This is a genomic window from Enterococcus gilvus ATCC BAA-350, from assembly GCF_000407545.1.
Lineage (GTDB): Bacteria > Bacillota > Bacilli > Lactobacillales > Enterococcaceae > Enterococcus_A > Enterococcus_A gilvus.
Genome location: NZ_ASWH01000002.1, coordinates 742,523 through 765,996, shown reverse-complemented (window position 1 = coordinate 765,996; position 23,474 = coordinate 742,523). Strand labels below are relative to the sequence as shown.

The 23,474-nt window shown below is 40.5% G+C and carries 28 protein-coding genes; 12 read left to right on the top strand and 16 right to left on the bottom strand.

Annotated elements, in window-relative coordinates:
- The first annotated feature begins 182 nt into the window (after positions 1 to 182).
- On the top strand, positions 183 to 2,207 hold the full coding sequence (locus I592_RS18750; RefSeq protein ID WP_010778994.1) for a fibronectin type III domain-containing protein: 2,025 nt from the start codon (positions 183 to 185) through the stop codon (positions 2,205 to 2,207).
- Between the two features lie 133 nt (positions 2,208 to 2,340).
- On the opposite strand, the gene I592_RS18745 is transcribed toward I592_RS18750, so the two are convergent.
- Together I592_RS18745 and I592_RS18740 are read right to left on the bottom strand one after the other, a co-directional pair.
- Positions 2,341 to 2,877, bottom strand: coding sequence for a YbaK/EbsC family protein (locus tag I592_RS18745; RefSeq protein WP_010778995.1), 537 nt, complete (start codon positions 2,875 to 2,877; stop codon positions 2,341 to 2,343).
- A 61-nt stretch (positions 2,878 to 2,938) separates the two neighbouring features.
- Positions 2,939 to 4,399 (bottom strand): helix-turn-helix domain-containing protein, encoded by a 1,461-nt coding sequence (locus I592_RS18740; RefSeq protein WP_010778996.1) that lies wholly within the window; start codon positions 4,397 to 4,399, stop codon positions 2,939 to 2,941.
- A 391-nt stretch (positions 4,400 to 4,790) separates the two neighbouring features.
- On the opposite strand from I592_RS18740, the gene I592_RS18735 reads away from it, so the two are divergent.
- Together I592_RS18735 and I592_RS21780 are read left to right on the top strand one after the other, a co-directional pair.
- The gene (locus I592_RS18735; RefSeq protein WP_010778997.1) at positions 4,791 to 5,045 is read left to right on the top strand and encodes a TfoX/Sxy family DNA transformation protein; all 255 of its coding nucleotides are present in this window, start codon (positions 4,791 to 4,793) and stop codon (positions 5,043 to 5,045) included.
- 69 nt (positions 5,046 to 5,114) lie between these two features.
- On the top strand, positions 5,115 to 5,285 hold the full coding sequence (locus I592_RS21780) for a hypothetical protein (RefSeq protein WP_167540793.1): 171 nt from the start codon (positions 5,115 to 5,117) through the stop codon (positions 5,283 to 5,285).
- A gap of 59 nt (positions 5,286 to 5,344) precedes the next feature.
- Here the strand turns inward: I592_RS21780 and I592_RS18730 are convergent, their stop codons facing one another.
- Positions 5,345 to 5,713: a YccF domain-containing protein gene (locus I592_RS18730; protein WP_010778998.1), complete on the bottom strand. Its 369-nt coding sequence runs from the start codon at positions 5,711 to 5,713 to the stop codon at positions 5,345 to 5,347.
- 126 nt (positions 5,714 to 5,839) lie between these two features.
- Between I592_RS18730 and I592_RS18725 the strand changes: the two genes are divergently transcribed.
- Both I592_RS18725 and I592_RS18720 read left to right on the top strand, forming a co-directional pair.
- Entirely contained in the window at positions 5,840 to 6,763 is a 924-nt protein-coding gene (locus I592_RS18725) for an alpha/beta hydrolase (RefSeq protein WP_010778999.1), read from the top strand.
- Positions 6,764 to 6,800: 37 nt separating this feature from the next.
- The gene (locus I592_RS18720) at positions 6,801 to 7,442 is read left to right on the top strand and encodes a carbonic anhydrase family protein (RefSeq protein WP_010779000.1); all 642 of its coding nucleotides are present in this window, start codon (positions 6,801 to 6,803) and stop codon (positions 7,440 to 7,442) included.
- Between the two features lie 46 nt (positions 7,443 to 7,488).
- Here I592_RS18720 and I592_RS18715 read toward each other — a convergent pair whose 3' ends face one another.
- Positions 7,489 to 8,301 carry a Cof-type HAD-IIB family hydrolase gene (locus tag I592_RS18715; protein ID WP_010779001.1) on the bottom strand — a complete coding sequence of 271 codons (813 nt, stop codon included), beginning with the start codon at positions 8,299 to 8,301 and terminating at the stop codon, positions 7,489 to 7,491.
- Between the two features lie 302 nt (positions 8,302 to 8,603).
- On the opposite strand from I592_RS18715, the gene I592_RS18710 reads away from it, so the two are divergent.
- Genes I592_RS18710 through I592_RS21775 form a run of 3 tightly spaced genes read left to right on the top strand, consistent with a single transcriptional unit; the run spans position 8,604 to position 10,535 of the window.
- Positions 8,604 to 9,458: a glycosyltransferase family 8 protein gene (locus tag I592_RS18710; protein ID WP_010779002.1), complete on the top strand. Its 855-nt coding sequence runs from the start codon at positions 8,604 to 8,606 to the stop codon at positions 9,456 to 9,458.
- Positions 9,455 to 10,342 (top strand): glycosyltransferase family 8 protein, encoded by an 888-nt coding sequence (locus I592_RS18705; protein ID WP_010779003.1) that lies wholly within the window; start codon positions 9,455 to 9,457, stop codon positions 10,340 to 10,342. The genes I592_RS18710 and I592_RS18705 overlap by 4 nt, the downstream gene beginning before the upstream one ends.
- A gap of 19 nt (positions 10,343 to 10,361) precedes the next feature.
- On the top strand, positions 10,362 to 10,535 hold the full coding sequence (locus I592_RS21775; RefSeq protein WP_010779004.1) for a hypothetical protein: 174 nt from the start codon (positions 10,362 to 10,364) through the stop codon (positions 10,533 to 10,535).
- Positions 10,536 to 10,611: 76 nt separating this feature from the next.
- Here the strand turns inward: I592_RS21775 and I592_RS18700 are convergent, their stop codons facing one another.
- Positions 10,612 to 11,082 carry a MarR family winged helix-turn-helix transcriptional regulator gene (locus I592_RS18700; protein WP_010779005.1) on the bottom strand — a complete coding sequence of 157 codons (471 nt, stop codon included), beginning with the start codon at positions 11,080 to 11,082 and terminating at the stop codon, positions 10,612 to 10,614.
- A gap of 618 nt (positions 11,083 to 11,700) precedes the next feature.
- Here I592_RS18700 and spx point away from each other — a divergent pair.
- Complete coding sequence (gene spx, locus I592_RS18695) at positions 11,701 to 12,126, top strand: transcriptional regulator Spx (RefSeq protein ID WP_010779006.1); 426 nt, start codon at positions 11,701 to 11,703, stop codon at positions 12,124 to 12,126.
- Positions 12,127 to 12,277: 151 nt separating this feature from the next.
- A complete protein-coding gene (locus I592_RS18690; RefSeq protein WP_010779007.1) occupies positions 12,278 to 12,877 on the top strand; it encodes a hypothetical protein in 600 nt (199 codons plus the stop codon).
- Between the two features lie 84 nt (positions 12,878 to 12,961).
- Here I592_RS18690 and I592_RS18685 read toward each other — a convergent pair whose 3' ends face one another.
- The 6 genes from I592_RS18685 to I592_RS18665 all read right to left on the bottom strand — a co-directional run bounded on the left by I592_RS18685 (position 12,962) and on the right by I592_RS18665 (position 17,055).
- On the bottom strand, positions 12,962 to 13,705 hold the full coding sequence (locus tag I592_RS18685) for a LytR/AlgR family response regulator transcription factor (RefSeq protein WP_010779008.1): 744 nt from the start codon (positions 13,703 to 13,705) through the stop codon (positions 12,962 to 12,964).
- A complete protein-coding gene (locus I592_RS18680) occupies positions 13,702 to 14,628 on the bottom strand; it encodes a sensor histidine kinase (protein ID WP_244265213.1) in 927 nt (308 codons plus the stop codon). The genes I592_RS18685 and I592_RS18680 overlap by 4 nt, the downstream gene beginning before the upstream one ends.
- Before the next feature lie 406 nt (positions 14,629 to 15,034).
- Entirely contained in the window at positions 15,035 to 15,178 is a 144-nt protein-coding gene (locus tag I592_RS21295; protein WP_010779010.1) for an AgrD family cyclic lactone autoinducer peptide, read from the bottom strand.
- Positions 15,153 to 15,761, bottom strand: a complete 609-nt coding sequence (locus I592_RS18675; RefSeq protein ID WP_010779011.1) for an accessory gene regulator AgrB — start codon at positions 15,759 to 15,761, stop codon at positions 15,153 to 15,155. The genes I592_RS21295 and I592_RS18675 overlap by 26 nt, the downstream gene beginning before the upstream one ends.
- Positions 15,762 to 15,875: 114 nt before the next feature.
- Positions 15,876 to 16,223, bottom strand: coding sequence for a LytR/AlgR family response regulator transcription factor (locus tag I592_RS18670; RefSeq protein WP_010779012.1), 348 nt, complete (start codon positions 16,221 to 16,223; stop codon positions 15,876 to 15,878).
- Between the two features lie 199 nt (positions 16,224 to 16,422).
- Positions 16,423 to 17,055, bottom strand: a complete 633-nt coding sequence (locus tag I592_RS18665) for a pentapeptide repeat-containing protein (protein WP_010779013.1) — start codon at positions 17,053 to 17,055, stop codon at positions 16,423 to 16,425.
- A gap of 295 nt (positions 17,056 to 17,350) precedes the next feature.
- On the opposite strand from I592_RS18665, the gene mreC reads away from it, so the two are divergent.
- Both mreC and I592_RS18655 read left to right on the top strand, forming a co-directional pair.
- On the top strand, positions 17,351 to 18,208 hold the full coding sequence (gene mreC, locus I592_RS18660; protein WP_010779014.1) for a rod shape-determining protein MreC: 858 nt from the start codon (positions 17,351 to 17,353) through the stop codon (positions 18,206 to 18,208).
- Positions 18,209 to 18,344: 136 nt separating this feature from the next.
- Entirely contained in the window at positions 18,345 to 18,713 is a 369-nt protein-coding gene (locus I592_RS18655) for a potassium channel family protein (RefSeq protein ID WP_010779015.1), read from the top strand.
- A gap of 70 nt (positions 18,714 to 18,783) precedes the next feature.
- On the opposite strand, the gene I592_RS18650 is transcribed toward I592_RS18655, so the two are convergent.
- The 5 genes from I592_RS18650 to lysS all read right to left on the bottom strand — a co-directional run bounded on the left by I592_RS18650 (position 18,784) and on the right by lysS (position 23,436).
- A complete protein-coding gene (locus I592_RS18650) occupies positions 18,784 to 19,467 on the bottom strand; it encodes a Pr6Pr family membrane protein (protein WP_010779016.1) in 684 nt (227 codons plus the stop codon).
- 132 nt (positions 19,468 to 19,599) lie between these two features.
- The gene (locus I592_RS18645; RefSeq protein WP_010779017.1) at positions 19,600 to 20,298 is read right to left on the bottom strand and encodes a hypothetical protein; all 699 of its coding nucleotides are present in this window, start codon (positions 20,296 to 20,298) and stop codon (positions 19,600 to 19,602) included.
- Between the two features lie 177 nt (positions 20,299 to 20,475).
- Entirely contained in the window at positions 20,476 to 21,111 is a 636-nt protein-coding gene (locus I592_RS18640) for a DUF998 domain-containing protein (protein WP_010779018.1), read from the bottom strand.
- The gene (locus I592_RS18635) at positions 21,104 to 21,742 is read right to left on the bottom strand and encodes a TetR/AcrR family transcriptional regulator (protein ID WP_010779019.1); all 639 of its coding nucleotides are present in this window, start codon (positions 21,740 to 21,742) and stop codon (positions 21,104 to 21,106) included. Before I592_RS18635 ends, I592_RS18640 begins: the two co-directional genes overlap by 8 nt.
- 125 nt (positions 21,743 to 21,867) lie before the next feature.
- The gene (lysS, locus tag I592_RS18630) at positions 21,868 to 23,436 is read right to left on the bottom strand and encodes a lysine--tRNA ligase (protein ID WP_010779020.1); all 1,569 of its coding nucleotides are present in this window, start codon (positions 23,434 to 23,436) and stop codon (positions 21,868 to 21,870) included.
- Positions 23,437 to 23,474: the final 38 nt, after the last annotated feature.

Genomic DNA, 23,474 nt, shown 5'->3' with positions numbered 1-23,474 from the left:
ATACGTGGTGGTATGTTTACTTGATGGGGGGTGGTACATGGGATTCTACTTCTGTTTTTGGCCAAAAACAATCTCTTAAAAAATAGACTGCTGCTTTTCTAAGGTAGTAGTCACTATAGTTAGGGTAGGGTTATTTGTTGTGCACTTTTTGCACTTGGGTAAGAGCAGAAAAGGAGAGCGAAATGAAAAAGAAGAGACTAATGAAAAAGTTTAAAGGGATCATGTCGTTGGTAACGTTACTGATCATGATGGTATCTTCATTGGGGATACCAGCGGAAGTTTTTGCGGCAGATAGCGACAAGCCGGAAAATCTGACGGTCAAATACAACAATGAACAAAATTGGACTACCATTGAGTTTGATAAGGTCGCGGATGCAGAAAGCTACAACGTCTATCGTGGGGAAGAACAAGAGGGTGAATTTGAAAAAATTGCTTCATTGAAAAGTGATAAGACCTTTACCGTAGACGATTATATGGCGTTGAAGGTAGCAGGCACGATCAAATCGGATTATCTTTACTACTATAAAGTAGCAGCGGTCGTTGATGGGAAAGAAGCAGATGCTGTTGGACCAATCGCCAACCAAGACGTTGCTAAAAAAGCAAATGAAGAGGGAATCGATGCTGCTGCGGAAGCACCGCAAGTTGAAATCGCTGAATCTGAAGAAGCAGAAGAAGCAGAAGAAGCAGAAGAAGCAGAAGAGGATGCAACTAGCCGTATCTTTGGATCGTTCAAGCATAAAACAGGATGCGATACAAAGCATAGTGGAAGTGGCTGTAACAGCAATGACAAGCATGATTCACATTGTGATAAAAAACATAGTAAATACCGCAAATGCAATTCAAACAACTGGAAACATGACGATCACTGCGACAAAAATCATAGCGGAAAAAACTGTAACGAAAACAAATGGCAGCATAAAAATGACTGTGATGAAAAACATAGCGGCCACAACTGTAATCACAATTGGAAGCATGGCGAGCACTGTGATAAAAATCATAGCGGCAAACACTGTAACGAAAATAAATGGAAACATAAACCTGACTGCGACAAAAATCACAGTGGGAAAGACTGCAACACGGACAACTGGAAACACAAACCTGATTGTGACGAAAAGCATAGCGGCAAAGACTGCAACCATAATTGGAAGCATGGCGAGCACTGTGACAAGAAACACAGCGGGAAACACTGTAATGAAAACAACTACAAAGAAAAATGGGATGCAGTTAAAAATGTTTGTGTGACTGAAACACAGCATCATTGGCTGAAGCTTAGCTGGGAATCAAAAGGCAGCGATGCGGAATACAAGATCTATCGGGCAGTCAACAAGTGTAACGATTACAACTCTGGAAACTTCAAGGAGATCGCTACAGTAAAAGGGCAAACGACCTATAATGACATCAAATTAGACCACAACACAACTTATTGCTACAAAGTCATGGTAAGACGTCCGAAGACATGTCCGTATACGATCGAAACAGTGTCTAGCTCAAACATCGGTAAATTCACCGTTTGCGGAAAGACACTGAATCCAAGTATTAAAGCTTCTGCTGTCTCTGAGAGAGCGATCAAAGTAACTTGGACAAATACGAAGAGTGACAATGGGTCTACTCGCTATGCAACAAGCTATACACTGTATCGCAGTACAACGAACAATATCAACAATGCAACAGCGATCACAGTGAATGGCAAGCAAGACGGTTCAGAAATGTCTTACCTAGACGATTGCTTGAACCAATGCACGACCTATTACTACTGGGTGAAAGCAAACTACGGTCAATGGAGCAGCTGGGTAAGTCCTCAATGGGGCCCAAGCTGTGCAACCACATTGAAGAAAAAGGAAATCGGTACTGGATTAAAAGGCTGCATCAAAAATTATTTAGTGTGCGGCTGTATTCCAACACGCTATTATGGCGCACAGATTTTCTTAGGTACGCAAAATCCTAGTACGTTAGATTATTCGAAAGTTCGCGTTTATCGAAGAACCGCTAGCGGAGGATATGGCTCTGCTTACACGACCATCGATGTTCGCTATGCCAAATATATGAATGGCGCTTTTGGAAAAGGTTATTACTTGGATTACACATTGAGCAAGGTCTGCTTATCTAGAGGGACTTACTACTTCGCAATTCAAGCTGTCGGCACAGATTGCGGAAAAGAGATCACTGGTCCAATGAAAGAAATCGGCTGTGTGACTGTAAGATGTTAAGCAACTCGCACGTGTGATCCATTAGGGTCGGGGGAAAAAGTGTTTTAAAAAAAGGAAAGAAACCGTTTTTTGAGTGGCTTTCTCAAAAAATCGTCCAAAAAAAGTGTTAGGAGAGGGGTCTCCTAACACTTTTTTAATTGATAAAAATAGCTTCGTGCCCTGTGTAAGGCAAGAATTTATCAAACACATCGGTCATTCGAAGTTTCATATAATTTGTAACAGAGCCAGAACTGCAGGCGTACCATTCCCGTTCAGAGACCGATTGATCGAACACTAATTGAATCTCATGATCGGGATCTTTAAGAAGTCCAAAGATCGTCGCCGCACCAGGAATCACACCTAAGCGTTCCTTCAACAAATCAGCAGAGGCAAAGGAAACGCGAGGAATCTCCATTTTTTTGCCAAAGTCCTTGGTGACAAATTTGAAATCAGCCGGCGTGATGTATAGGTAAAATTTCGTTTTCTTTTGATTGCATAAAAAAATCGTCTTTACCACTTCAACACCTAAGCGATCATCGATGTCAATGCAGTCCTCCATCGTCAAGGCTTCTCCAGTAGCGACTTGGTAAAAAGGAATCTCCAACTTTGCTAATGTGTCATAGGTTTTTTCTTCTAATTCCGAACCAAATTCTGTCGGCGGGGTAGTATGCATCTCACTAACGTAAACCATAGCGGCCTCCTCTTTCTTTGTGATAAATACTACAATACCTGTTTTTGGTCAGTTTCACAAGTTAATTTAATTCGATTTGATTGTTTTCCAGATCCTTTTTAACGAGAGAATCAAAAATCTGCTCAATATCATGGTAATCTGCTGGTGAAACGTTTGATCGGATCACGACAGATTTTTGATTTTCCAACAAGAAATTGTTGCAGGTAGGAGAAGTCCCGATGATTAACTGGGCCTCTTGAGGCGCTTCAACAAAATCTAAATGGTATTGATTTTTAAAATGCAGGTCGATCTTTTGCTGGATAAAGCTGGCAAAAAGTTCACTCAGCTCTGAAAAGACATAGACCGATATTTTCGGCAGACAATTTTCTAGCGGATACAGGGTCATACAAGTAAGGATCGTGTACATTTGCAACTGTGGGCGGTCGTATTCTGGCATTTTTCGAGTGAAGTCTTGCCAAAACGCTTGGAAGCGACGGTAATAATAAGGAAATTGTGTTTCCACACGGGTCAGTCCCACATTGATACTAAGCTGTGTAACGAGAGGAAGGTTCAGCCTGAAAAAAGAGAAGGCTGAATAATGCTGTCTCAGCTTTCGTCCGACACTTTTTTGTTCCTTCAAGTTCAACGAACGGAAATGCGTAGAGAAGGCATCGATCCAGCAGGCCGTCGCCTCAGTGAAAAATCGTTCTTTGGAAGCGTTCTTCGGCTGCAACTCGAAATCATTCAACAGAGAACTATAAATCGCATATAAAAAGAAGCGCCACTCGTCATTGTCCCACATCTTTAAAAAATCAGGTTTCTTCGGGTATTTGAAGCGATTCAATTGCTCTACTTCAGTAGCATTGAAGACAAGCGGGCTTTTTTTAATGAGGGATTGATTCGTGATCAATAACCAGAAACTGATCATTTCCAGGTTCGTCGGATTGTTTTTGATCTTTAGGTAGTCTTCGATTTGATCGGCCAATTGTAAATAGCTGTCCGTATTGATCCCTGCAACTTGCGTAAATTGATGATAAAGTCCTCGAACGAAAACATAATAAAAACGACGAATATCGACTTCACGTCCCTTGAGACTGATTTTCGCAGAACAAGAGATATAAAGGTCCGAGTCCTTCAATTCTTGATTGATTTCTTTTATTTTTCGTCTCAGCTTGGATTCACTGATATTTTTGTCCATACAAAATTGAATAGCTGAGATTTTTCGTTTAACCAGTATCGTACGAATGATCTCACATGCAAGATCATGCTGGTAAAGATAACTCGTCAATGTTTGGAGATTCGTCGATGAGCGATCCAGTTGGATACCGCGCCCATTGTTCATGCGAAGTTTTAACGAATAGTCTTCCTCCGTATAAAGCTGATCAATGATCATCTGCAGCTCTTTGCAGTTCATACGAATCGTACCAAGACTTGCGTATCCGATCTTCTCCTGTAGTTCTTTTAGAGAAATCGGCGCTTGGAGACCGTCTAATATCTCAATGATCTGAATCTTTAATAAAGTATTTCTATCCATCCCCAGCATGAAAAAACGCCTCCATTTCCATTTGTTAAAAATTAAGCTCACTTCTTTATATGATAAATTAAAATATCATATAGTACAAATAATAACCTAATAAAAGACAAAAAATAAAGTTTTAACCTAAAAAAATCTTTAAAAATACTTTGCAAAAAAGAACACCAGTTATATTTTCTTCTTATTTGAAAGAGAAGAAGTATTAAAAATGAGCGGATAAAAAAGTTTGAAAAAAAATAAAAACCTGTTTAAAGAGAAGTGCAGCGAGCAAAAAAAAACGAGGATTTTATAAATTATTATTCCAATGATACCGCAAATAAAAATCTTCGCAGCACTTTTTTATGAAAGCGGTCGTTTCCGCTTACATTCTAAGGTATAATGTATCTAAAAGGAGTAAGCAATGAGAATCTCAGAAATGAAAAATATTGGTGTGGTAAATGAAGAAAAATTAGCACAAGTAGGGATCGTTGAACCCGAGCAGTTACGGGATTTGGGAACAGAGGGTGCGTTTCTGAAGATCCGTCATTTGGTAGATGACGGTGCGTGTTTACATCTGTTGTATGGATTAGAGGGTGCCATTCAGGATATTCCCAAACGTGAGCTGAGTGAACGACGAAAAGCGGAATTACGAGATTTCTTCAAACAATTAAATTAGATTTCTTTGACTTCGCTTGCTGGTGTAATTGTTTCACGGTACACTACAATTAAAAAGGGAAGTGGCTTTTTGTATCTAACAGCATTAGTAATCTTCATCATTTTAGTAGGTGCGTATAATATTTTTCTTAGCCTCGCAAAGCGCAAGAAGAAGAACATCTCTTCATTGATGGTAAACATTCAAGTAACGCTGAATATCGTATTAGTAGTTGCAGGATTGCTCTACTTGATTTTCGGATAAGAAAAAGAGGAAGACTGCGGTCTCCTCTTTTTATATTATTCGATTTTAGCAACGTTCGGTCAGCGAGCTGGAACAATCTCGGCACCGAATGGCAGCAGTGCCAACCGTGCGAGCTTCACAGATTGCATAGCAAACGGGATGCCGACGATCGTGAGGCATAGAAAAAGAGCGCTGGCCAGATGGCCTAATGCCAAAGGAACTCCGGAAACAATCAGCCAAATAATATTGACGAACAAATTTAACCCTGTCGTATGGTACACAATGTCTTTGCCAAAGGGCGCAAAACTCAAAGACGCAAATTTGAAACATTGCAGTCCGATCGGAATACCGATAATCGTGAGGCACCATAAAACACCCGCGAAACACCAAAGCAGCCCGCCAACCAAGCCGCCAAAAATAAACCAGATGATATTACCTAAGCAAGACATATTCTATCCCTCCATTTTAGTAATAGTGTATCATTTATTTAGAAAAGTCCCTCCAACTTGAGATGGATTTATGACGTGAAAATTTGCGAATAAATTAAAACGATGTATAGAAGAAGGGAGTCTCTTATGTTAGAAACCGTTGAATTGCTTTCTGTTGATGAAACCACCCGGCTGCAAGGCTATCATTGGTCCTGTGATGAGCCGTGGGCGGTCTTACAGGTCACACACGGCATGGCCGAGCATTTATTGCGCTATGAAGCTTTGGCCGAATACTTGAATGAACAGGGAATCGTCGTGATCGGTCATGATCATTTAGGCCACGGATCATCCATCCAGGAAGCCCCGAAAGGCTATTTTCATGATGAAACGATCAAGCATGGGTTGGTCCAAGATGTGTATCAAGTGACCCAGTGGGGAAAGAAACAGTATCCGAAGCTGCCCTTTTTTATTTTAGGACACAGCATGGGTTCCTTTGTTTTGCGCAATTATATTTACGACTATGGAGAAGAGATCCAAGGCGCGATCTTAGTCGGAACGGGGCAGCAGCCTGTTTGGCTGACGCGAATGGGTCAGAAATCGGCGAAGCTGTTGAGTAAAATTCAAGGGGAAAAGCATCCTAGCAAGCTGATCGATCGCTTGGCATTTGGTACGATGAATCGCAAAATAGAAGCTCCAAGAACGGACAAAGACTGGCTGGTCAGTCTGCCGGAGGAAGTCGACGCGTACCTTGCAGATCCTAACTGCGGGTTTTTATTCACATTAAGCGGGTACCACGAATTGTTTACATTGATTATTCGCGCGCAAAACGCGGAGTTAGTCCACAAGGTACCCAAAAATTTACCGATCCTTTTATTGTCTGGAAAAGAGGACCCTGTCGGAGAGTATGGAAAAGGTGTAATGAAAGCGGCCCGCGCGTATCGAGCTGCTGGCGTACAACAAGTGACCGTCCATCTCTACGAAAAAGCACGCCATGAACTGCTAAATGAAACCCAAAAACTTTCAGTTTTCAATGATATTTGCATATGGATGGAAAAAAATTCTGGAAAATGATATTATTGTAAAAATTTTAAGGTAATTGAGGTATCCTATGAAAGCAGAATTTTTAATTGATTATTGCCACCAGGGAGATTGGCATCCGCAAGGCGGTCAGACCCAATCACCGATCGACATCCAAACGAGCATGACTGAAACCTACGAGGCGCTTGCCCCAGTGCAAGTGAACTTTTCTGATACGACCGCCACTTTTTTTAATAATGGACAAAACCTGCAGCTTTTAGGTGCGGGGCAGGCGCTCATCAACCATCGCAGGTTTGATTTTGTCCAAGTGCATTTTCACGCGGATTCAGAACATCGCTTAAATGGCGAGATTTTTCCATTGGAAGGTCATTTTCTCTTCCAATCGCCTAACGGTCAAACAGCAGTTTTGGGTGTTTTTTACCAAGTTGGAGAGCACAACCCAGATTTTGAACATGTATTGGATCAATACGACAAGCAGCAATGCTTCGGCGAATTTTCTGCAGACGGATTGATTCCTGAAAATAAAAGCTATTATCACTATATCGGCTCATTAACCACACCGCCATTGACTGAAGGCATCGAGTGGTATGTGATGCAGACCACTATGGAAGTCTCCGCAGAACAGATCCTGCGCTTCATGACGATCCACGGAAGAAACAACCGCACGTGTCAATCATTAAATGGTCGTAAAGTGTTGAGCTACAATGAATAAAGAGGCTGCCGATTTCGGCAGCCTCTTTATTTGTGTAGTGGGAGGGTTAGTCAAGGTAATCCTTTAATGCAAACGCGACACCGGACTGATCGTTAGAGCGAGTCATCTTGTGGACTATTTTTTTTACAGCAGGGGCTGCGTTAGCCATCGCCACGCTGGTTCCGCTCATTTTCAACATCTCCAGATCATTCTCTTGATCACCGATCGCCAGAATATCCTTTGCTTCAATGTCTAGGTGCGCAGCTAAAAAGTTCAGTGCGGCACCCTTATTGACACCATCTGCCATCACTTCGAGCCAGTAGGTATCAGAATAAGAACTATTGATCTCGTGCTTTTCTAATTGCGCACGGAGTTTGACCAGCTTACGTGTGTCTTTATCTGTAAAAGCCAATTTGAAATAACGGATCTCATTTTCCTCGATTTCCTTCCATAAATCCTCAACTTTTGATTCTTTCAAATTGAATTGTGCATAGTAGGGGCTGTTCTTTTCATTTTTATCCTGTGCAAAGGACATGCGGTCGTCTTGGGTCGCTCTGCTGGCTACGACCGTCACTTCCGCTTTCATCGCAAGTGTGAGGACAGTTTTCACTGTATCAGAATCAATGGTATAGTTTTTCAGAACATCGGCGATTTCGCCATCTTCAAAGCGTGCCACATAGGCACCATTCGAAGCCAAAGTATATCCTTGTATCCCCAAGTGGGCGAACACTTCTTTTGCGGAGTGTATCGAGCGTCCCGTAGCTAACGCGATGACTCCGCCTTGTTCGTCAAATTTCTTTAGTGCGGAGGCGTTCGCTTCAGTGACAAGACCGTCTCTATTTAGCAAGGTGCCGTCAAGATCTACTGCAACTAATTTCATCTATATCCGTCCTTTTTTGTGCTTTATCTATCTTAAGGGTAGTCTAATAAAGAGAAAATGAACAATTAAACGCTCATGTGAATAATATTCAATTAAATTACAATGAAATAAATAAAAACTTTAGGAAAAATTAATAATTAATACAAAACAGCCAAATACGGGCACTTTTAGTCTGTTTTTTGAGTAAATGGAAGAGGTGTCAAGGCAGTAATTTTGCTTAATTGTTCGGAGGGGGCTACTCTGGATTTTGTAGAGGAATGTTATTAATAGCTACGAAAAATTCAGATAGGAGTGAAGGTTCTATGTTCTCAAAAATTGAGGAAATCCCTGTAGTCACAGCAGCTGATGAAAATTATGCTCCTTATCTTAGTGTAATGATCTCAACTTTACTGAAACAAACGTCGAGGAATACACCCATTCGCTTCGTTATTATCGACGACGATCTTTCAGTCGCAAGTAAAGAAAAATTGATCCAGACGACGCGTAATCATTCAAATGCCGCTGTTATTCAATTTGTGAAGGTTGATGAAAGTGTGTATGAAGACTTTTTAGTGAGTGATCATATTACGACGACCGCTTATTTTAGAATCTCGATGCCAAAGATTTTGGCAAAAAAACAATATGAGAAAATTTTGTATATCGATGCAGATACGCTTATTTTGGATGATATCCAAAAACTTTATCAACAGGATCTAGAAGGAAAAACGATCGGAGCGATCATTGATCCAGGCCAAACGAAGGCACTAGAGCGACTCGGCGTAGATTCAGAAGACTACTATTTTAACTCCGGCGTGATGGTGATCGATATTGATCGATGGAACCAGCAAGAAATTACAGAGAAAACGATCAGTTACTTGAAAAAGCACGGGGATAAAATCATTTATCATGATCAAGATGCCTTGAATGCGGTGTTGTATGAGCAGTGGCATCCGTTCCATCCTCGTTGGAATATGCAGGCGTCATTGGTTTCGGACAAACATCCAGCACCGACTGAAGCCTATAAAAAAGCATACAAGGAAGGACGGAAGAATCCGGCGATTATCCATTTTACAGGACACGACAAGCCTTGGAATACGTTAGAAGACCATCCTTTCCAAGAGAAATATATGGAACTGCTAAACGAAAGTATCTTTATGAAGACGGTGAATGTAAAATGAAAAATGAAAAAATGACAGTGGTTTCAAGCAGTAATGACGGTTTTGCGGAGCACGTTTCGGCACTATTTGTTTCCATTTTAGAGAACACGGAACAACCGATATCAATGATCGATTTTTATGTGATCGATGATAAGATCAGTATCGGAAATAAACGATTGATGCGAGAAACGCTTAAGGAGTACGGCGAAAAATTGCATTTCCTAACGATCGATAAGAATTATTTTTCGGATGCTGTAGAAAGTGATCGAATCCCTGAAACGGCGTATTATCGAATCGCGATCCCTGAACTTTTTAAAGATAAAAATGTAGAGAAAATTCTTTATTTGGATTGTGACATGATTGCGTTGGCGGATATTTCAGAGCTTTGGGAGATTGATCTTGGCGCATACACGCTAGCTGCTGTTGAGGACGCAGGCTTCCATAATCGTCTCGAAAAAATGGACATCGCTTGTGGATCGACAACGTACTTCAATTCAGGCTTTATGCTGATCAACGTGGAAAAATGGCTGAGCCAGAATGTAACGAAGCGTGTGTTGCGCTTTATCCATGACAATCCTGAAAAGCTTAAATTTCATGATCAAGACGCGTTGAATGCCATTTTACATGACCAATGGCTGCAACTGCATCCTAAATGGAATGCCCAAAGCTATATTATGAAACGTGAAGTGGAGCATCCATACCCAGAAGGCGAAAAAGAATATTTTCAAGCACGGCGAGACCCAAAAATTATCCATTACTCGGGCCATGTAAAACCGTGGGACCCAGAGTTCACCTCTTCGTTGAAAAAATATTATGAAGAGTACGAAGATTTGACCGCTTTTGAAGACGCAATTGAGACAGAAACGACGCCAACGAAACGACCACCGACAAGAAAATTAGGATAAAATAGGAGGAATTTAGAATATGAAAAATCTATTAAGACACGGCGGCCAACAAAAAAATCATTTACATCACAAACAATCAGGAAAAAATCAAAGCAAGCAACAGGACAGCGCGGTAAAATCATTGATGGTCAAAATTTTATCTGTCTTTGTTATTGGTTTTTTAACAAAGAAAATAAGAAACCGAAAAAAATAAGCAGACGGACGTATTTCAATCACGAAATACGTCTTTTTTCTGCTTAAAAATAATTCTATAGTATAGAAGAAACACGTCACGGACGCCCGAAACGATTCCGGGGTTTGTGCTTGACCTGCGGTTCCAATTCGTGGATCAGCTTAGTCAAGATATGATCAAATTGCTCCTTTTCTTCAGGGGTTAGAACGTCAAGTACTACCGGTTGAAAATCGTCGCTCTGCTGCGCGGCAATTTTTCCGCGTGCAGTCAAATGAATAGTCATCACCCGTTTATCTTCTTGCGATCTCTCGCGCGTAATGTATTCTTTCTTTTCAAGCTTGCGGATCATCTCGGAGGCTGATTGCGGGCGCATATCCAGCCGCTGTACCAGCTCTTTTTGAGAGATACTTCCGTGTTCCCGGACGATGCTCAGTATTTGCCCCTGACCACGATTGCGATTTTCAAATTTGAAGGGGCCGCGAGAATTTTCACGGAAAAATTGCATGAATAAGCTGCTCAATTCGAAATACTTATGGGTAACGGTTATGTTTAATTCTTTTTCATCCATTGAGTGCTTCCTCCTGTTCCAATAGATTCCTACACAAAGAATATTTTATCAGGTTACCGAAATAAATCAAAGACTTCTTATGATACCCACACGCCAATGATGCAACTACTCAGGTTCACCGTCTGGGTTTTGGTTTGATACTGGCCGCTAGAAGTGGCGAATGATCGAGTTCTTTAGTCAATAAGCCGGCTCAGAATAGTAATAATCTGAAAATTGGAAACATACTAATGGACAAATGGATAAATCATCCAATAGTGATATAATTCGGTTTTTATGATGGATGCAAACAATAATATCATCTGTTTTTGTAATGATAAATGATACTTATTGTCAAATAATCATATTTTTACTTCGCGTGGAAATAATTGAGTCATTTCACAGCTGATAATTTCCCTCTGTTATTGAAATTGGAGTAAATTTATTGATATAAGGGTTTTACGGTCGTTAATCTAGTTCGAAATTAGTTATAAAATGACGATTTTTAGTCTAAAACAAGCAGCGGATTTAAGGGAGCTTTTTAGAATTAGGTTAACAACGGCGAATCGGTGCTGTATCGTAATAGGTGTAGATAACAGGCGTATTTAAAAAATGATTTTTTTTTAGAAAGGTGAGTTAAATATGATTAAATTATATGGGTCAGCCAGTTGCAATTCATGCAGAAAAGCGAAGGCATGGTTAGAAAAACAAGGATTGGATTTTGAGGAAAGAAATATCATTTCTGAACCACTTACGAAAAGAGAGCTGAAAGAAATTCTTTCATTAACGGAAACCGGAACAGATGAGATTATCGCGACACGTTCGAAGGTTTATCAAAAATTTTCTTTTGATTTTAACGAGTTATCCTTCAATGAATTGGTTGCTGTAATTGAAGAAAATCCGAGCTTGTTAAAACGCCCGATCATTATGAATGAAACCAAATTGCAGATCGGGTACAGCGAAGAGGACATTCATCAGTTCGTTCCTAGAAAAGTACGAAGAGTCTATTCAAAGAAGATGACGGAAACTCTCTTCTATTTAGAATTGGAAAAACAAAAAGTCGTATAGCTGACTCCTTCTAATAGCGCATAATCAGTTTTTTTTAAATAGAGTAGTCACCAACTATGCACCCGAGAGGACTAACGGTTGTGAGGGTATCGTCTTTTTCGTCAAGGATCAAAGAGAAGAATGCCAGGAAGAAGGTTGAAAGGGGCTTACAATGACTGAAGATTTTGAAAAGAGTGCACTGGATCGCATGCTGGGGGCAGGGATCAGTAGAGAGCACATCCAGCTTCAAAAGAAGATCATTTTTCAGGGAACACATCGAGAGTATTACTATGACAAAGTGGAAAATAGTGAAGAGTCCTGTGAGACCATTCCTGTGGAGAAAATCCATGCGATGAAAGACGTAGAGGCTGCCGAGGGCACGTCTGTTTATGATCTTTTTGTAAAGATCGGAAATGCTGAAAAAACTGCGAAAATAATTGAGGAGCAATTAGACTCTTTAGAGAAAAACGGGCTGTTGTCCCAACAGACATCTTATTCAGGAAAAATCAATATAGAAGGGCCGTCGCCTCTGTTGATTAATTATTATAAGGAGGAGGATTGCTTCATTACTCAAACGGATGCGCGTTACCAGACCGTCGCTGCTAAAATGTTTGATGCCCCTTTTTTATCAGGGATTCTAACGACCTATCAATTAAATGCGGAAAAAAAGAAACTGTATGATGAATACGAATCTTTGCGAGACCTGCTGCGATTAACAGATCTCAGAGGACTTACCATGGATATTTTTCAAAACAAAAAAACACGTAGCTGATCGACAACTACGTGAGTAATAAGAGGAATACAAAGAAAGGCAGTAAGACCACTCTTTCAAAGAAGTGTCTTACTGCCTTTTGGATTATCCTAGACGGGAGGTATCCATTTTCTCAAGAACGGTTTTGATTTTTCTTCTAGAAATGGGGCAAAAATGATTTTTGTCAAAATAAATAATGCCTTCGTTTCGTTTGATCTCCGTGATGTTGCTTAGATTGACAACAAATGCACGATGGACCTTATAAAAACGATCATCCAGCTTCTTTATTTCTTCTAGGGTCGCATAGAAATTGACCAATCGAGACTTGCAAATAAGTCGGACTTTATGAGAAATTTCCGTCGTTTCAAAATAAAGAATATCGGAAAAAGGAACTTGAAAACTGGTATTTTGATTACGAAAGACAAATAATTCTTCGCCGTGCTGAGTCGTGTTCATTGATCGCAAATGGGAAAGACCTTCAAAAATGTGTTCCTGAATGTCATCGATCGAGCTGTCTTTGTCTATAAAATCAAAGGCGGAAACCTTGTAAGCATAGGTGATCGGCGCAAATTCAGAGTGGGTCGTAATGAAAATAATGATCCCATATTTATCGTATTTTCGAATTTCTTTGGCGACGTCCAATCCTTTTCTTTTCTCACCATGTAATTCAATATCTAAAAAATAAATATTTTGATCAACAGTTTCTCGTACCTTCTCAAGCAAAAAATCTGGCCGAGAGGTCGCGATAATAGACTTAGCGATCCAATGATTTTTTGCAAGAATTTCACGAATCACTAATTCTAAACGCTGCTGTTGCAGAATGTCGTCTTCCAATAGAAAAATATTCAAAGTTGAATCACCTCTCTGATTACAAAAGTTTGTCGAAATACACCTGCTTGAAATTCCGTTTGCAGGGAAAGATTTTGATAGTTTTGTAAAATCGCTTGAACCGTGGCTAATCCCAATCCCCGGTTCGTTCCTTTTGTTGAGTACCCTTTTTGAAAGATTTTTACGATGTTTAAGGAGTTTTCCGAGCAGGAATTTTCTATGATCAATTGAATCTCCCCCTCAGAATCGTTCTTAAAAAAAGCGATGTTCAAAAACGGATGCGCATCTTTTTCAGCAGCCTCAATAGCATTATCCAGTAAGTTAGATACCACCCGTACATAATCTAAAATATCAATACTTTCATTTTCGATAACATCCTCGACCTCTAAGCGCACAGGAATATTTTTCTGCCACGCTTGAATGACATGCGCTGAAATCACACCCTTTATAGGTAATGTCTTCAAGTTATTTAACCTGGTCAAAGAATAGTGTTCTTTATCAATAACAAGATCTTCGTGATTCAGAATTTTATTATAGGTATCCTCAATCAGTGAAATATCTTGAGACTTGATGCTCTCGCTCAAGCTGATCAGCATATTATGGTAATCGTGTCGAAAGCTGCGCAGCTCGCCATAAATCGCCTCGATTTGATGAACATACGAGCTGAGGTCAGCCAATTGCGTGTCCTTGAGTTGTTGGATACGTTGGTTATCAAGTTCTTTGGTTTTTGCGTTTAGATACCTAAGAAGCAAAATAATGGTGAGCGCAAAAAAGAAAATGAGGTATTCTCTTATTGGGCTATCACCATTAAAATAATGAACTTCTATCCAATAACTTAAAAATTGAATGGCACAGCAAACAGAAAGCAGTACGTTAATGAGGAGTAGAAATTTCTGATTTAATAATTCTATTTGGTTTTCCAAAAACAGTAGGCTATTTCTCATGAGCCGAATCATGACCACATTGCAGACAAACGACAGTCCTGGAATGACGATTATTTGAAATAAAAATACTACGAAACCTGCCAATAAATGACTCAAATTCAATCGATCAAAAATATTAACGAAAATATATCCTACTAATGACGTAGAGAAGATTGAGTAAATACTGTAAAAGTAGAGCAGATTTCTATTTTTATCTCTTTGGGTAAAATAACCATACAAGTATAAACAAAGAGTACCTGGTATGAAGAAAAAGTACCCTAAAAATATATTTCCAAGTACTATGCTCATGAAAAATAGAAATAACGAGAGCAGAGAAGGGCTCCTTTTTGATATGGCCAAATAGACAAAATAAAAAGACAATGTTTGAGTAAACAATGTTAAGGAGCCAATCAGGATTTCTTGCATCTTATTTCAATTTTTTTAATTTTGGATTTTCTGGCTCATAAAAGCAGAATGGGCAAGCAGCAAAAAGTGAGATAGCAGTTAATTTAACGAGAATTCCTGAGAGAAGAGCCAAGTGTGATTTATTGTTCAGTTTGATAGTTTTCATAATTTTTATAACTCCTTTTAGTTAATTTATAAAAAAATGGGTGAATCAAGAGTGATTCAATGACTAGACCTGTTATTAGCAATGTACTTGTTTTAGCAGCCACAAAAAATAGGGAGAGGCAAACCACCAAGAAGGCGCTGAAAAGTGCCTTCCTTTTTTTCTTTTTTCGTTCACTCATGCTGACAAGAGGGTTTTTCTCTGTATCTGAAGGTGCGTAGAGAAAAACGATTAGCAGAACGATGGAGGACAGAAGAAGCAACCAGTTAAATGAAAAGGTAAACAGACTGTATTTTAAAAATACGGGAATCCCGACAAAAACGACCAAGCCGAAAATAGAGCAGTTACGGGAAGATTTTGCATGCCAGCCGCCAGCAGGTATTCTTAGAAAAACATATGCTAGATTCATGAGAAATGTTTCAAATAAAACACCAAAAACAAATGCGACAGCGTATACTTGAACACTTTTAAACAAATTGATAAGTAGGATCTCTAGAGCATAAGTCGTATTTTCATAATCTATTTCGGACATATAACGTTGCGCTTGTATTTTTCTTAACAAATACAGTGTGAGGCTATGAGTCAAAAATTTCCCTCCTTCCAACATCTAAAATTGAACGCTTTTAAAGTTTAATCTATTTATCTCCCAGCTACAACATAAATTCCCGAATTTTTCTTTTATTCATAGGGAAATCATGGATCAAGTCAGGAGATATTCCTTTAAAGATTCTCTCAGCGGCAAATATTTTCTTCTTGAAAAAGGACAGGTATTGTTTCCTTCATCGTTTGAAAAATAAACACACCGGTCATATTTGTTAATTTCTTTGATATTAAGCAAATTCACTACGACGGAGCGATGGCAACGAAAGAACCAGCGCCATTCTTTTCCTTCAAAATCATTGAGCGTTCCGCGGCCGTAATACTTCTTATCTCTTGTGGTGAAGCATAAAAAATGATCCCTTGTGGTATCAACAGCGATATAAAGCAGATCCTCCACCGACAAGACTTCTACACTTTTGTCTGTTTCTACATAAATTGATGTTCGCACTAGTACAATCCCCCTTGAGTGTAATTGTAAAGGAAAAGTACTAATTGTTAAGAGGGATATCGTGAACGGTATTATTTCAACCGTCAGTGGTCGACCATGATCCCTTAAATTAGCATTTAAAAGAATTTTCTTGTCTATATTCTTTTATAAATAGAAAAAAATGTTTTTTAGCTAAAAATTGGAAGTGGCAGACGAAGGCTTACATGTATCCTTCAGCTTCTTTTCGCGTCAGCCAAAAATGAATACCGCCAGTAGAATCTGCCCAGCGGTTTGGATTAAAATTTTCTGCAACGACCCATTTACCGACTCGATAAATAAAGTCTCCATCAACATAAGAAATCGCTTCTTCATAGGCTTCATTCGTGTACATATCTTTGATCGTCAGCACCTTCGCCTTGTCACAACGGCAGCAGGAGTTTGTTGCGGAAGTCCTGCGAGCATTCGCTGGGATCAATAATTGGACAATTCGGTGATCAAAGCACTTTTTGTAGCCGATAAATGCTCCTTCCGCAGGACAATAAAGATCAAAAAACTTCGTCTGGGCATCATGGATGATACCTGTCAAATCCGCGTGCTCCAGCATGGCGAAAAAGAGATTCGCACCGGAGATATCTGCGCCACACAAGCGGGACCACTGAAAATCCGTTCCTTGCAACGAAGCATTTACCAAACGCGCATCTGAAAAATCACAATCCACACATAAACAATTATCAAAATTTGCACCAGTTAAATACGCATGAGAAAAATCAACCTGCTCAAAAATCCTATCATGAAAATCAGAGTGCCTTAGATTGGCATACGAGTAATCCTTGTTTTTAAGAGGCGCATTCATTTTCTGCACATCCTTTCAATGAAGTATCGTTACTCTTATTATAGTAGGGTTTTGATAGATTTAACATAACAGATGAAAACAATCTACTCGCTCGGTCTCTTTTTTTATAGGACACAGCTAGAGAAAAGAATGTTTCGTGATGAATTTGTTATTTAAATCAACACTAAAAATGATTCGAATGATTGATAAATTAATAGTAAATGATAAGTTTGCTTAAAAAACATCTTTTGTTCATTTTTTAGTCCGACGATTATTGGTAAAATTCAATTCAAATAGGGTGTTTTGGGGTGGGTAAATGAAAAGGGCGCATTCAGGAAAGAATCGTAAAAAAAGACTAATGGTTATCCTTATCGTAATGGTCATAGCGATAAGTGTGATGGCAAATCAAGCAAAGGAAAATGGGGTCGAGAGTATGCGATCTGTCGTAAAAGATCCGATTGGCGCAGTGAATAAAGTCATTGCTGTACCAAAGAAATGGGTATCTGATCGTAAATACTCTGTGTCGAATTTGTTTGATACCTATGAGGAAAACAGAAAACTGGAAGAAGAAGTTGCTCGCTATGATGAAATGAAGCGGAAGGTAACGAGCCAATCACAAGAAATCGAGCGTCTGGAAGAAGAAGTCCAATTAAAAAAACGGTTGACGAGCTATCGAACGCTGGCAGCAACAGTGATTGCCCGCTCTCCGAATGCGTGGCAAAATACATTGATGGTAGACAAGGGCAGCCAGGATGGCGTTACAAAAAACATGGCGGTGATGTCTCAAAAGGGCTTGATTGGTCGAGTAAGAAAAGTAAAAGAACAGTCCTGCGAAATCGAGCTGGTCACTTCTGATAATAGAAGCAGCAATCATTTTCCGATAAAAATAAGTGCCGAAGATGGAGAATCTTTTGGTATTTTAACCATGTACGATGAAAAAAAGAAGCAACTGATCGCCACGCAAATTACTAAAGAAAAAAATATCAAAAAAGGAGATGTCGTCCGTACTTCCGGTCTAGGCAGAAATTCGCCCGCAGGTATTCCGATCGGAACGATCGTTCAAGTCAAGCCTAGCAGAAACGGGATCGATCTAGAAGTGTACATCGCGCCTTATGCGCAGATGGCGGATGTCTCCTTTGTGACAATAATTCAAGATATGCCAGATAAAGACTAAAAAATTGCAGACAAAAGTGCCGTGCTCAAAATAAGAGAGCGGTACTTTTTTATGTGTTCAAGCGTATTTAAAAAAGCTTCTTAGTTGTATAAAATAAAGTAAACGAATTTATTTTTGAAATGGAAGCAGGGATATCATGGTAGCATTCGCATTACTATTTAGAAGTTTGTGGCATATTTTACGAATTCTTTTTCGACAGGAAGAACAAAAAGCGCTTATGCTAGCCGTTTTATTCATTCTATCGATCGGAACGATTTTCTATCACAATATTGAAGGGATGACTTATTTAGATGCGCTGTATTTTTCCGTGATGACACTCGCGACGGTGGGCTACGGGGATCTGTCTCCCCAGACAGCATTTGGCAAACTTTTTTCAATCCTTTATGTGTTTGTGAGAGTTGGTATCTTGACCGCATTGATCGCAAATTTCAATCGAGCATTGGCAGAGTATCATAAAAAGAAACGGCATAATGAGAGAAAGACGGAGACTTCCAATAACGGATGATTTTCAAGACAATCGAGGAATAAAAACCTGCGCAATCCTAGGGATCACACAGGTTTTTAAGCTTATGCGATTAATAAACGCGCGGATTCGCGTTTGCTGGTTTAAAACGATTGGTTCCCCAAGCAATCAACTTCATTAAATAACCAAAAACGACGAAGAAAATCAATAAAACAATAACGTTTAGGAACACCCGCGGCCACCCTAAATCGATCGCATCAATAAAAAAATAAGGGTAATAGCTGTCGAAACCGGCGATGGGACCGCCAATTTGCGCACGAATAATCGTAAAAACCCAATAAAGCAACGGCAGGACCGCCCAAGTCCACGGCTTGATTTTTTTCAGAGGTCTTGTATCTGCAAAGAGCAGCCAGTCAATGAACACCATGACCGGGGTATAGGTATGGACAAGAAAATCGGACAGACTATTGACTGCATATTCCGAAGTACTTGGAATAGAAGGAACCAAAATAAAATTGTAAATCAATCCAGTGATAACAATGATCAGCGTCAACGCTCCCATGACGTTCGGCGAAAAATCAAACGCTACGTTCCTTTTGGTTGATACAGATGCTACAAGACTTTTCGCAATCAAATATAAATAGCCAAAAAAGATGAGTAGGTTGCTTTGGATCGTGTAGAAAATCAATTGATTTGCTTCAAAACGCCCCTCAAAAATGCCTAACAATAAAGCCAACCCGATCCCGCAGCCAATCACTAATAGAAAACGAAACCCGTTTTTTAAAATCGTATACATAAATGCCCTCTTTCTTATAAGACTCGTGTCTCTGTTACTTGATTTTACCCTATTATGAGGGCACTTGAAAAGCATCATCGAATGAATAATAAAACACGTCCTCCAAGTTAAAGAAACTTATAAGACGTGGGATTACATCTGTGTCTCATAAAGGACGACTGCGATATAGGGGCCGTTATTGTTGGGTGGAGTAAAGGCAAGAACAACATTTTTGTTATTATTCAAGTAGGCAAAAACCTTCGTATCGTTGTTGTTAAAGTTAAGAAAGAATGCTAGGTCAGGTTTACTGCTGTCACTTTCAGAAAGCTTCAATTCTGTCGAGACAGTAACGTTTTTTGTGACGCCATTTTCATTGACAGGGATCGTTGTCATTGGAATGTCCGTCGGGTAAAAGCCAGCCACGCTGCTCATGTGAGCACCTGGAGTATAATTTCCTTTGGGACTATAAGAGACGGCGAGTTTGTCACTCTGCGGATAGGTTGTTACAGAAAATCCGAAGATAGTTGTCTCTCCCATTAAAATGGCACCTTTAGGAAAAGTGACGCCATAAGAGCCCTGTTCAACAGTTTCAGCGGGAGTGCTCTCCGTCGTGGACGTACTCGCAGCCGATGAACTTTCGGTAGATCCACTGCTTGATGAAGAAGAGCTCTCCGAAGACTGAATAGTACTGCTCGATGTAGGTGCTTTTGATGCAGGTGCCGGCGCTTTCGATTCTGCCAACTTCGCGCCAGTGATAAACGCAAGAAAGAGAGCGATGAGGATTACTAAAAAAAGAATCAGTGTCGTTACGGTGGTATTTTTTCCTTTTATACTGTTGTTATTGTCCTTCATAAATGATACCTCTGTGATTTTTTGATAGCTTCAGTATAACGAACAATAATTGCAGCAAAAGGAAATTTCCATAAAAATAAAGTGGATGAATGATTGGGTTTCTGTGATTTTTATATATTCATTTAGTTATTTTAAACAGTTGGAAACGTGGAAAAAAACGGAGTAAATCGTTAAAATTTAATTCTCAAAAAAGCCTAAAAACAAATAAACGCCCAACACAGCATTAAAGCCCATTGCTGCTAGCACACTGAAGCGTTCGGGAATACCGAAGTATCGGGTAGGAACAACATTGACACCGATGGCTCCGGCAAGCATCAGCAGCAGCGCCAGGGTGGCCCAAACTGCCAATGATCGGTACTGTTTCGAATGAAATCCGCCGATCAGGATAAGCAGAAGCGAAGCGATAGACAGGCTAACCACTAAGACAGTCATTCCAATGTGCATGAAATCTTGAAAGGATCTTCCGCCAAAGCCGCTCTCACTCAGAGGGAATAGCGTATATCCCACCGCTGATGCCCAGAGCATCGCAGCAAAAAGATAGATGCCCAAGCGTATAGATTTCGTTAATTTGCCTTGGATAAAGACACAGACCATCATGATGCACACCACACTGCCGACACCAGACAAGGCGGAAAGCTGATTCCACAAGACTCTGGCAGGAGAGGTATCTGCACTCAGATCACTCACTGCCTGTGCCATCCAGTTATATCCAGGATAGGCCAATGGGCTGAAAAGAACAGCAGAAATATAAGAAAGAAAGCTGACGATACCGAATAAACCACACCACTGGATCAGATCTCTTTTTCTACTCATGGGCATTCGTTCCTTTCTGATAAAGAGTATAAAACTGACGAATATGCTGCTCTACTGTCCGCAAGGCTTCGGGTTCTCTTTCTGGCTGGCGGTCGCAAAGGGTTAATAGTAATTGAATCGGGGCATAAAAATGCAAGGCCATGATCTTTGGATCACAGTCACGCAGCACATCAGCTTCTATCAACAGGGTAAACAGCTTTTCCTGATACGCCAGAGGTTTGTCTGTGTATTGTTGCGTAAATAATGCTGCCAATCTCGGATTCTGAAACTGCTCGATCGTCAGCAGCTTCCGAAAATTCGATGCGTAGTCATCATGTAAAAAGAACATAAAAAACTGTATACCAATAACAACAAGCTGCTCTTCCGTCTTCTCCGCAAACAGCGGAGCATCTGCTTCGCCCTCATAGCCATCCATCTGAAAGGCTGACATAGTTGCTTCATAACGGCTGTTCATTTCCGCCACGACAGCATCGAATAATTCCTGCTTGTTCCGATAATGCTTATACAAAGAGGGGGCCTTGATACCTACAGCACGGGCAATTGTCTCGACATTCACGGCTTCATAGCCTTTTTTGGCGAAAAGACGGGAGGCTTCTTCCACGATCCGTTTCTTTGTAGTGCCTTTCTTCATAGGGCGCATCCTTTCTAGCTAATAACCATTCGCTTTTATATGGTCATTTTAGCTAATGGTTATTAGCTTGTCAAACAAAGAAACGACCAAAAGATGTTATTCTTTTGGTCGCTAACGTGTTCTCTTTAGTTGAAATCTAGTAATTGCTGCAGCTTTTCAGGACCCACGACTTTGATCAGTAATGGGATGCGTGGTCCGTGGTCTTGGTTCAAGGTCAGTTGATAAATGGCAGAGAAGAGTTCTTTTTGTTCTGCGCGTTTTTCTTTTTTATCCGTGGCATCTGTCAGGTCGTAGATGGCCTGCATCAAGTCTCCCTCGTTCAAATCACCGCTCGTCGCTAATAGGTCTTTAAATTTAGCGACTTGCGCTTTGACTGGAGTGGTCAATTGGTCGTAAACGTCACGATTCGGCGTTTGGTTGATCGTGACCAGTCGTGAGGTCGCGTCATTTTCGATCCAGTAGCTGGCCCGCGGCAAAATATGATCGATCGCGTCTTCTGTATAGACATGCTCATTGATAAGCAGTTCTTTGGCGATTTCTGTGTTGTTTGCGGTCAGGGATAAGATGCTGACGACATGGTTGAAGCTTGGGTACACCTGATCCAAGTCGACACCGGTCAATTGCAGCAATTGCTGATTCGTTTCATCCAGTTCTGTGTTTTTGGCCTTTTGAACCAATCGTTCGAATTCAGAATAGTTCCTTAGTACATCATCGTCGAGTCCTAAATCAAATTGCGCTTTTGGCTGGTATTTGGCATACAAATACAGTACCAATTCAGGGGTGTAGATCGAAAGCAAGTCTGGCAACGTCAAAATATTTCCAGTTGAGCTGGACATCTTCATAGTTTGTCCTTTGATGTTGACGAAATCATAAGGCTGATACAGCGGTGCCTTCCAGTCAAAGATTTCCTTAGCGATCGCTTTTGCAACATCGAAGCTCCCGTTTTTCGATGAGTGGTCCTTGCCACCAGGTTCAAAGGCGACTTTTTCATAGCGCCAACGCATCGGCCAATCAATCTTCCAATGAAGCTTGATGTGCTGGTGTTTTCCAATAGTCTGAGTTCCTTCGTGCCCGCAATTTTTGCACGTATAGCTCAGCATCTGAGTGGCTTCGTCGTAATTGGTCACCGTCGTGCTGTCATGCCCGCACTGATCACAGTACAAGGAGATAGGATAGTAGGCTTCCCGTTCCTCCTCGTTAGCGGCTTCTGTCCGAAAGCGGCTTAAAATATCATAAATCTCTTTCCGCTTGGCTAAAACCAATGCCAGTTCCTCGTTATAAGCCCCGCCCTCATAACGTTTCGTTTCAAAAATGAACTCTGGTCGAATGTTTAATTTTGCCAGATCGCCGATAAACATCTTTTCAAAATAATTGCCATATGACGCTGCGCCTGTATCCGCATCCGCCGGGGGTGCTACCTTGGTATACGGCAATCCGATGTTTTCTTCGGAGACGCCGCTGACGTTTTTCGGAATTTTCCGCAATCGATCGTAATCATCCCAAGATAAAATATAGCGCGGTGCTGCGCCTAGATGTTTAAGTGCCTGTGTCACAAAATATGTGGTAGCGATCTCGCGAAAATTCCCCACATGGACATATCCCGAAGGACTGACCCCTGACGCGCAGGTGATGGGTGTCTGGTCCTCCTTATGTTTCTCAATCAATTCAGTCGCAAGTTGAAAAGCCCAATGCATAAAAGTGCCTCCTCCTATAAAGCCTGTTCAGCCCTAGT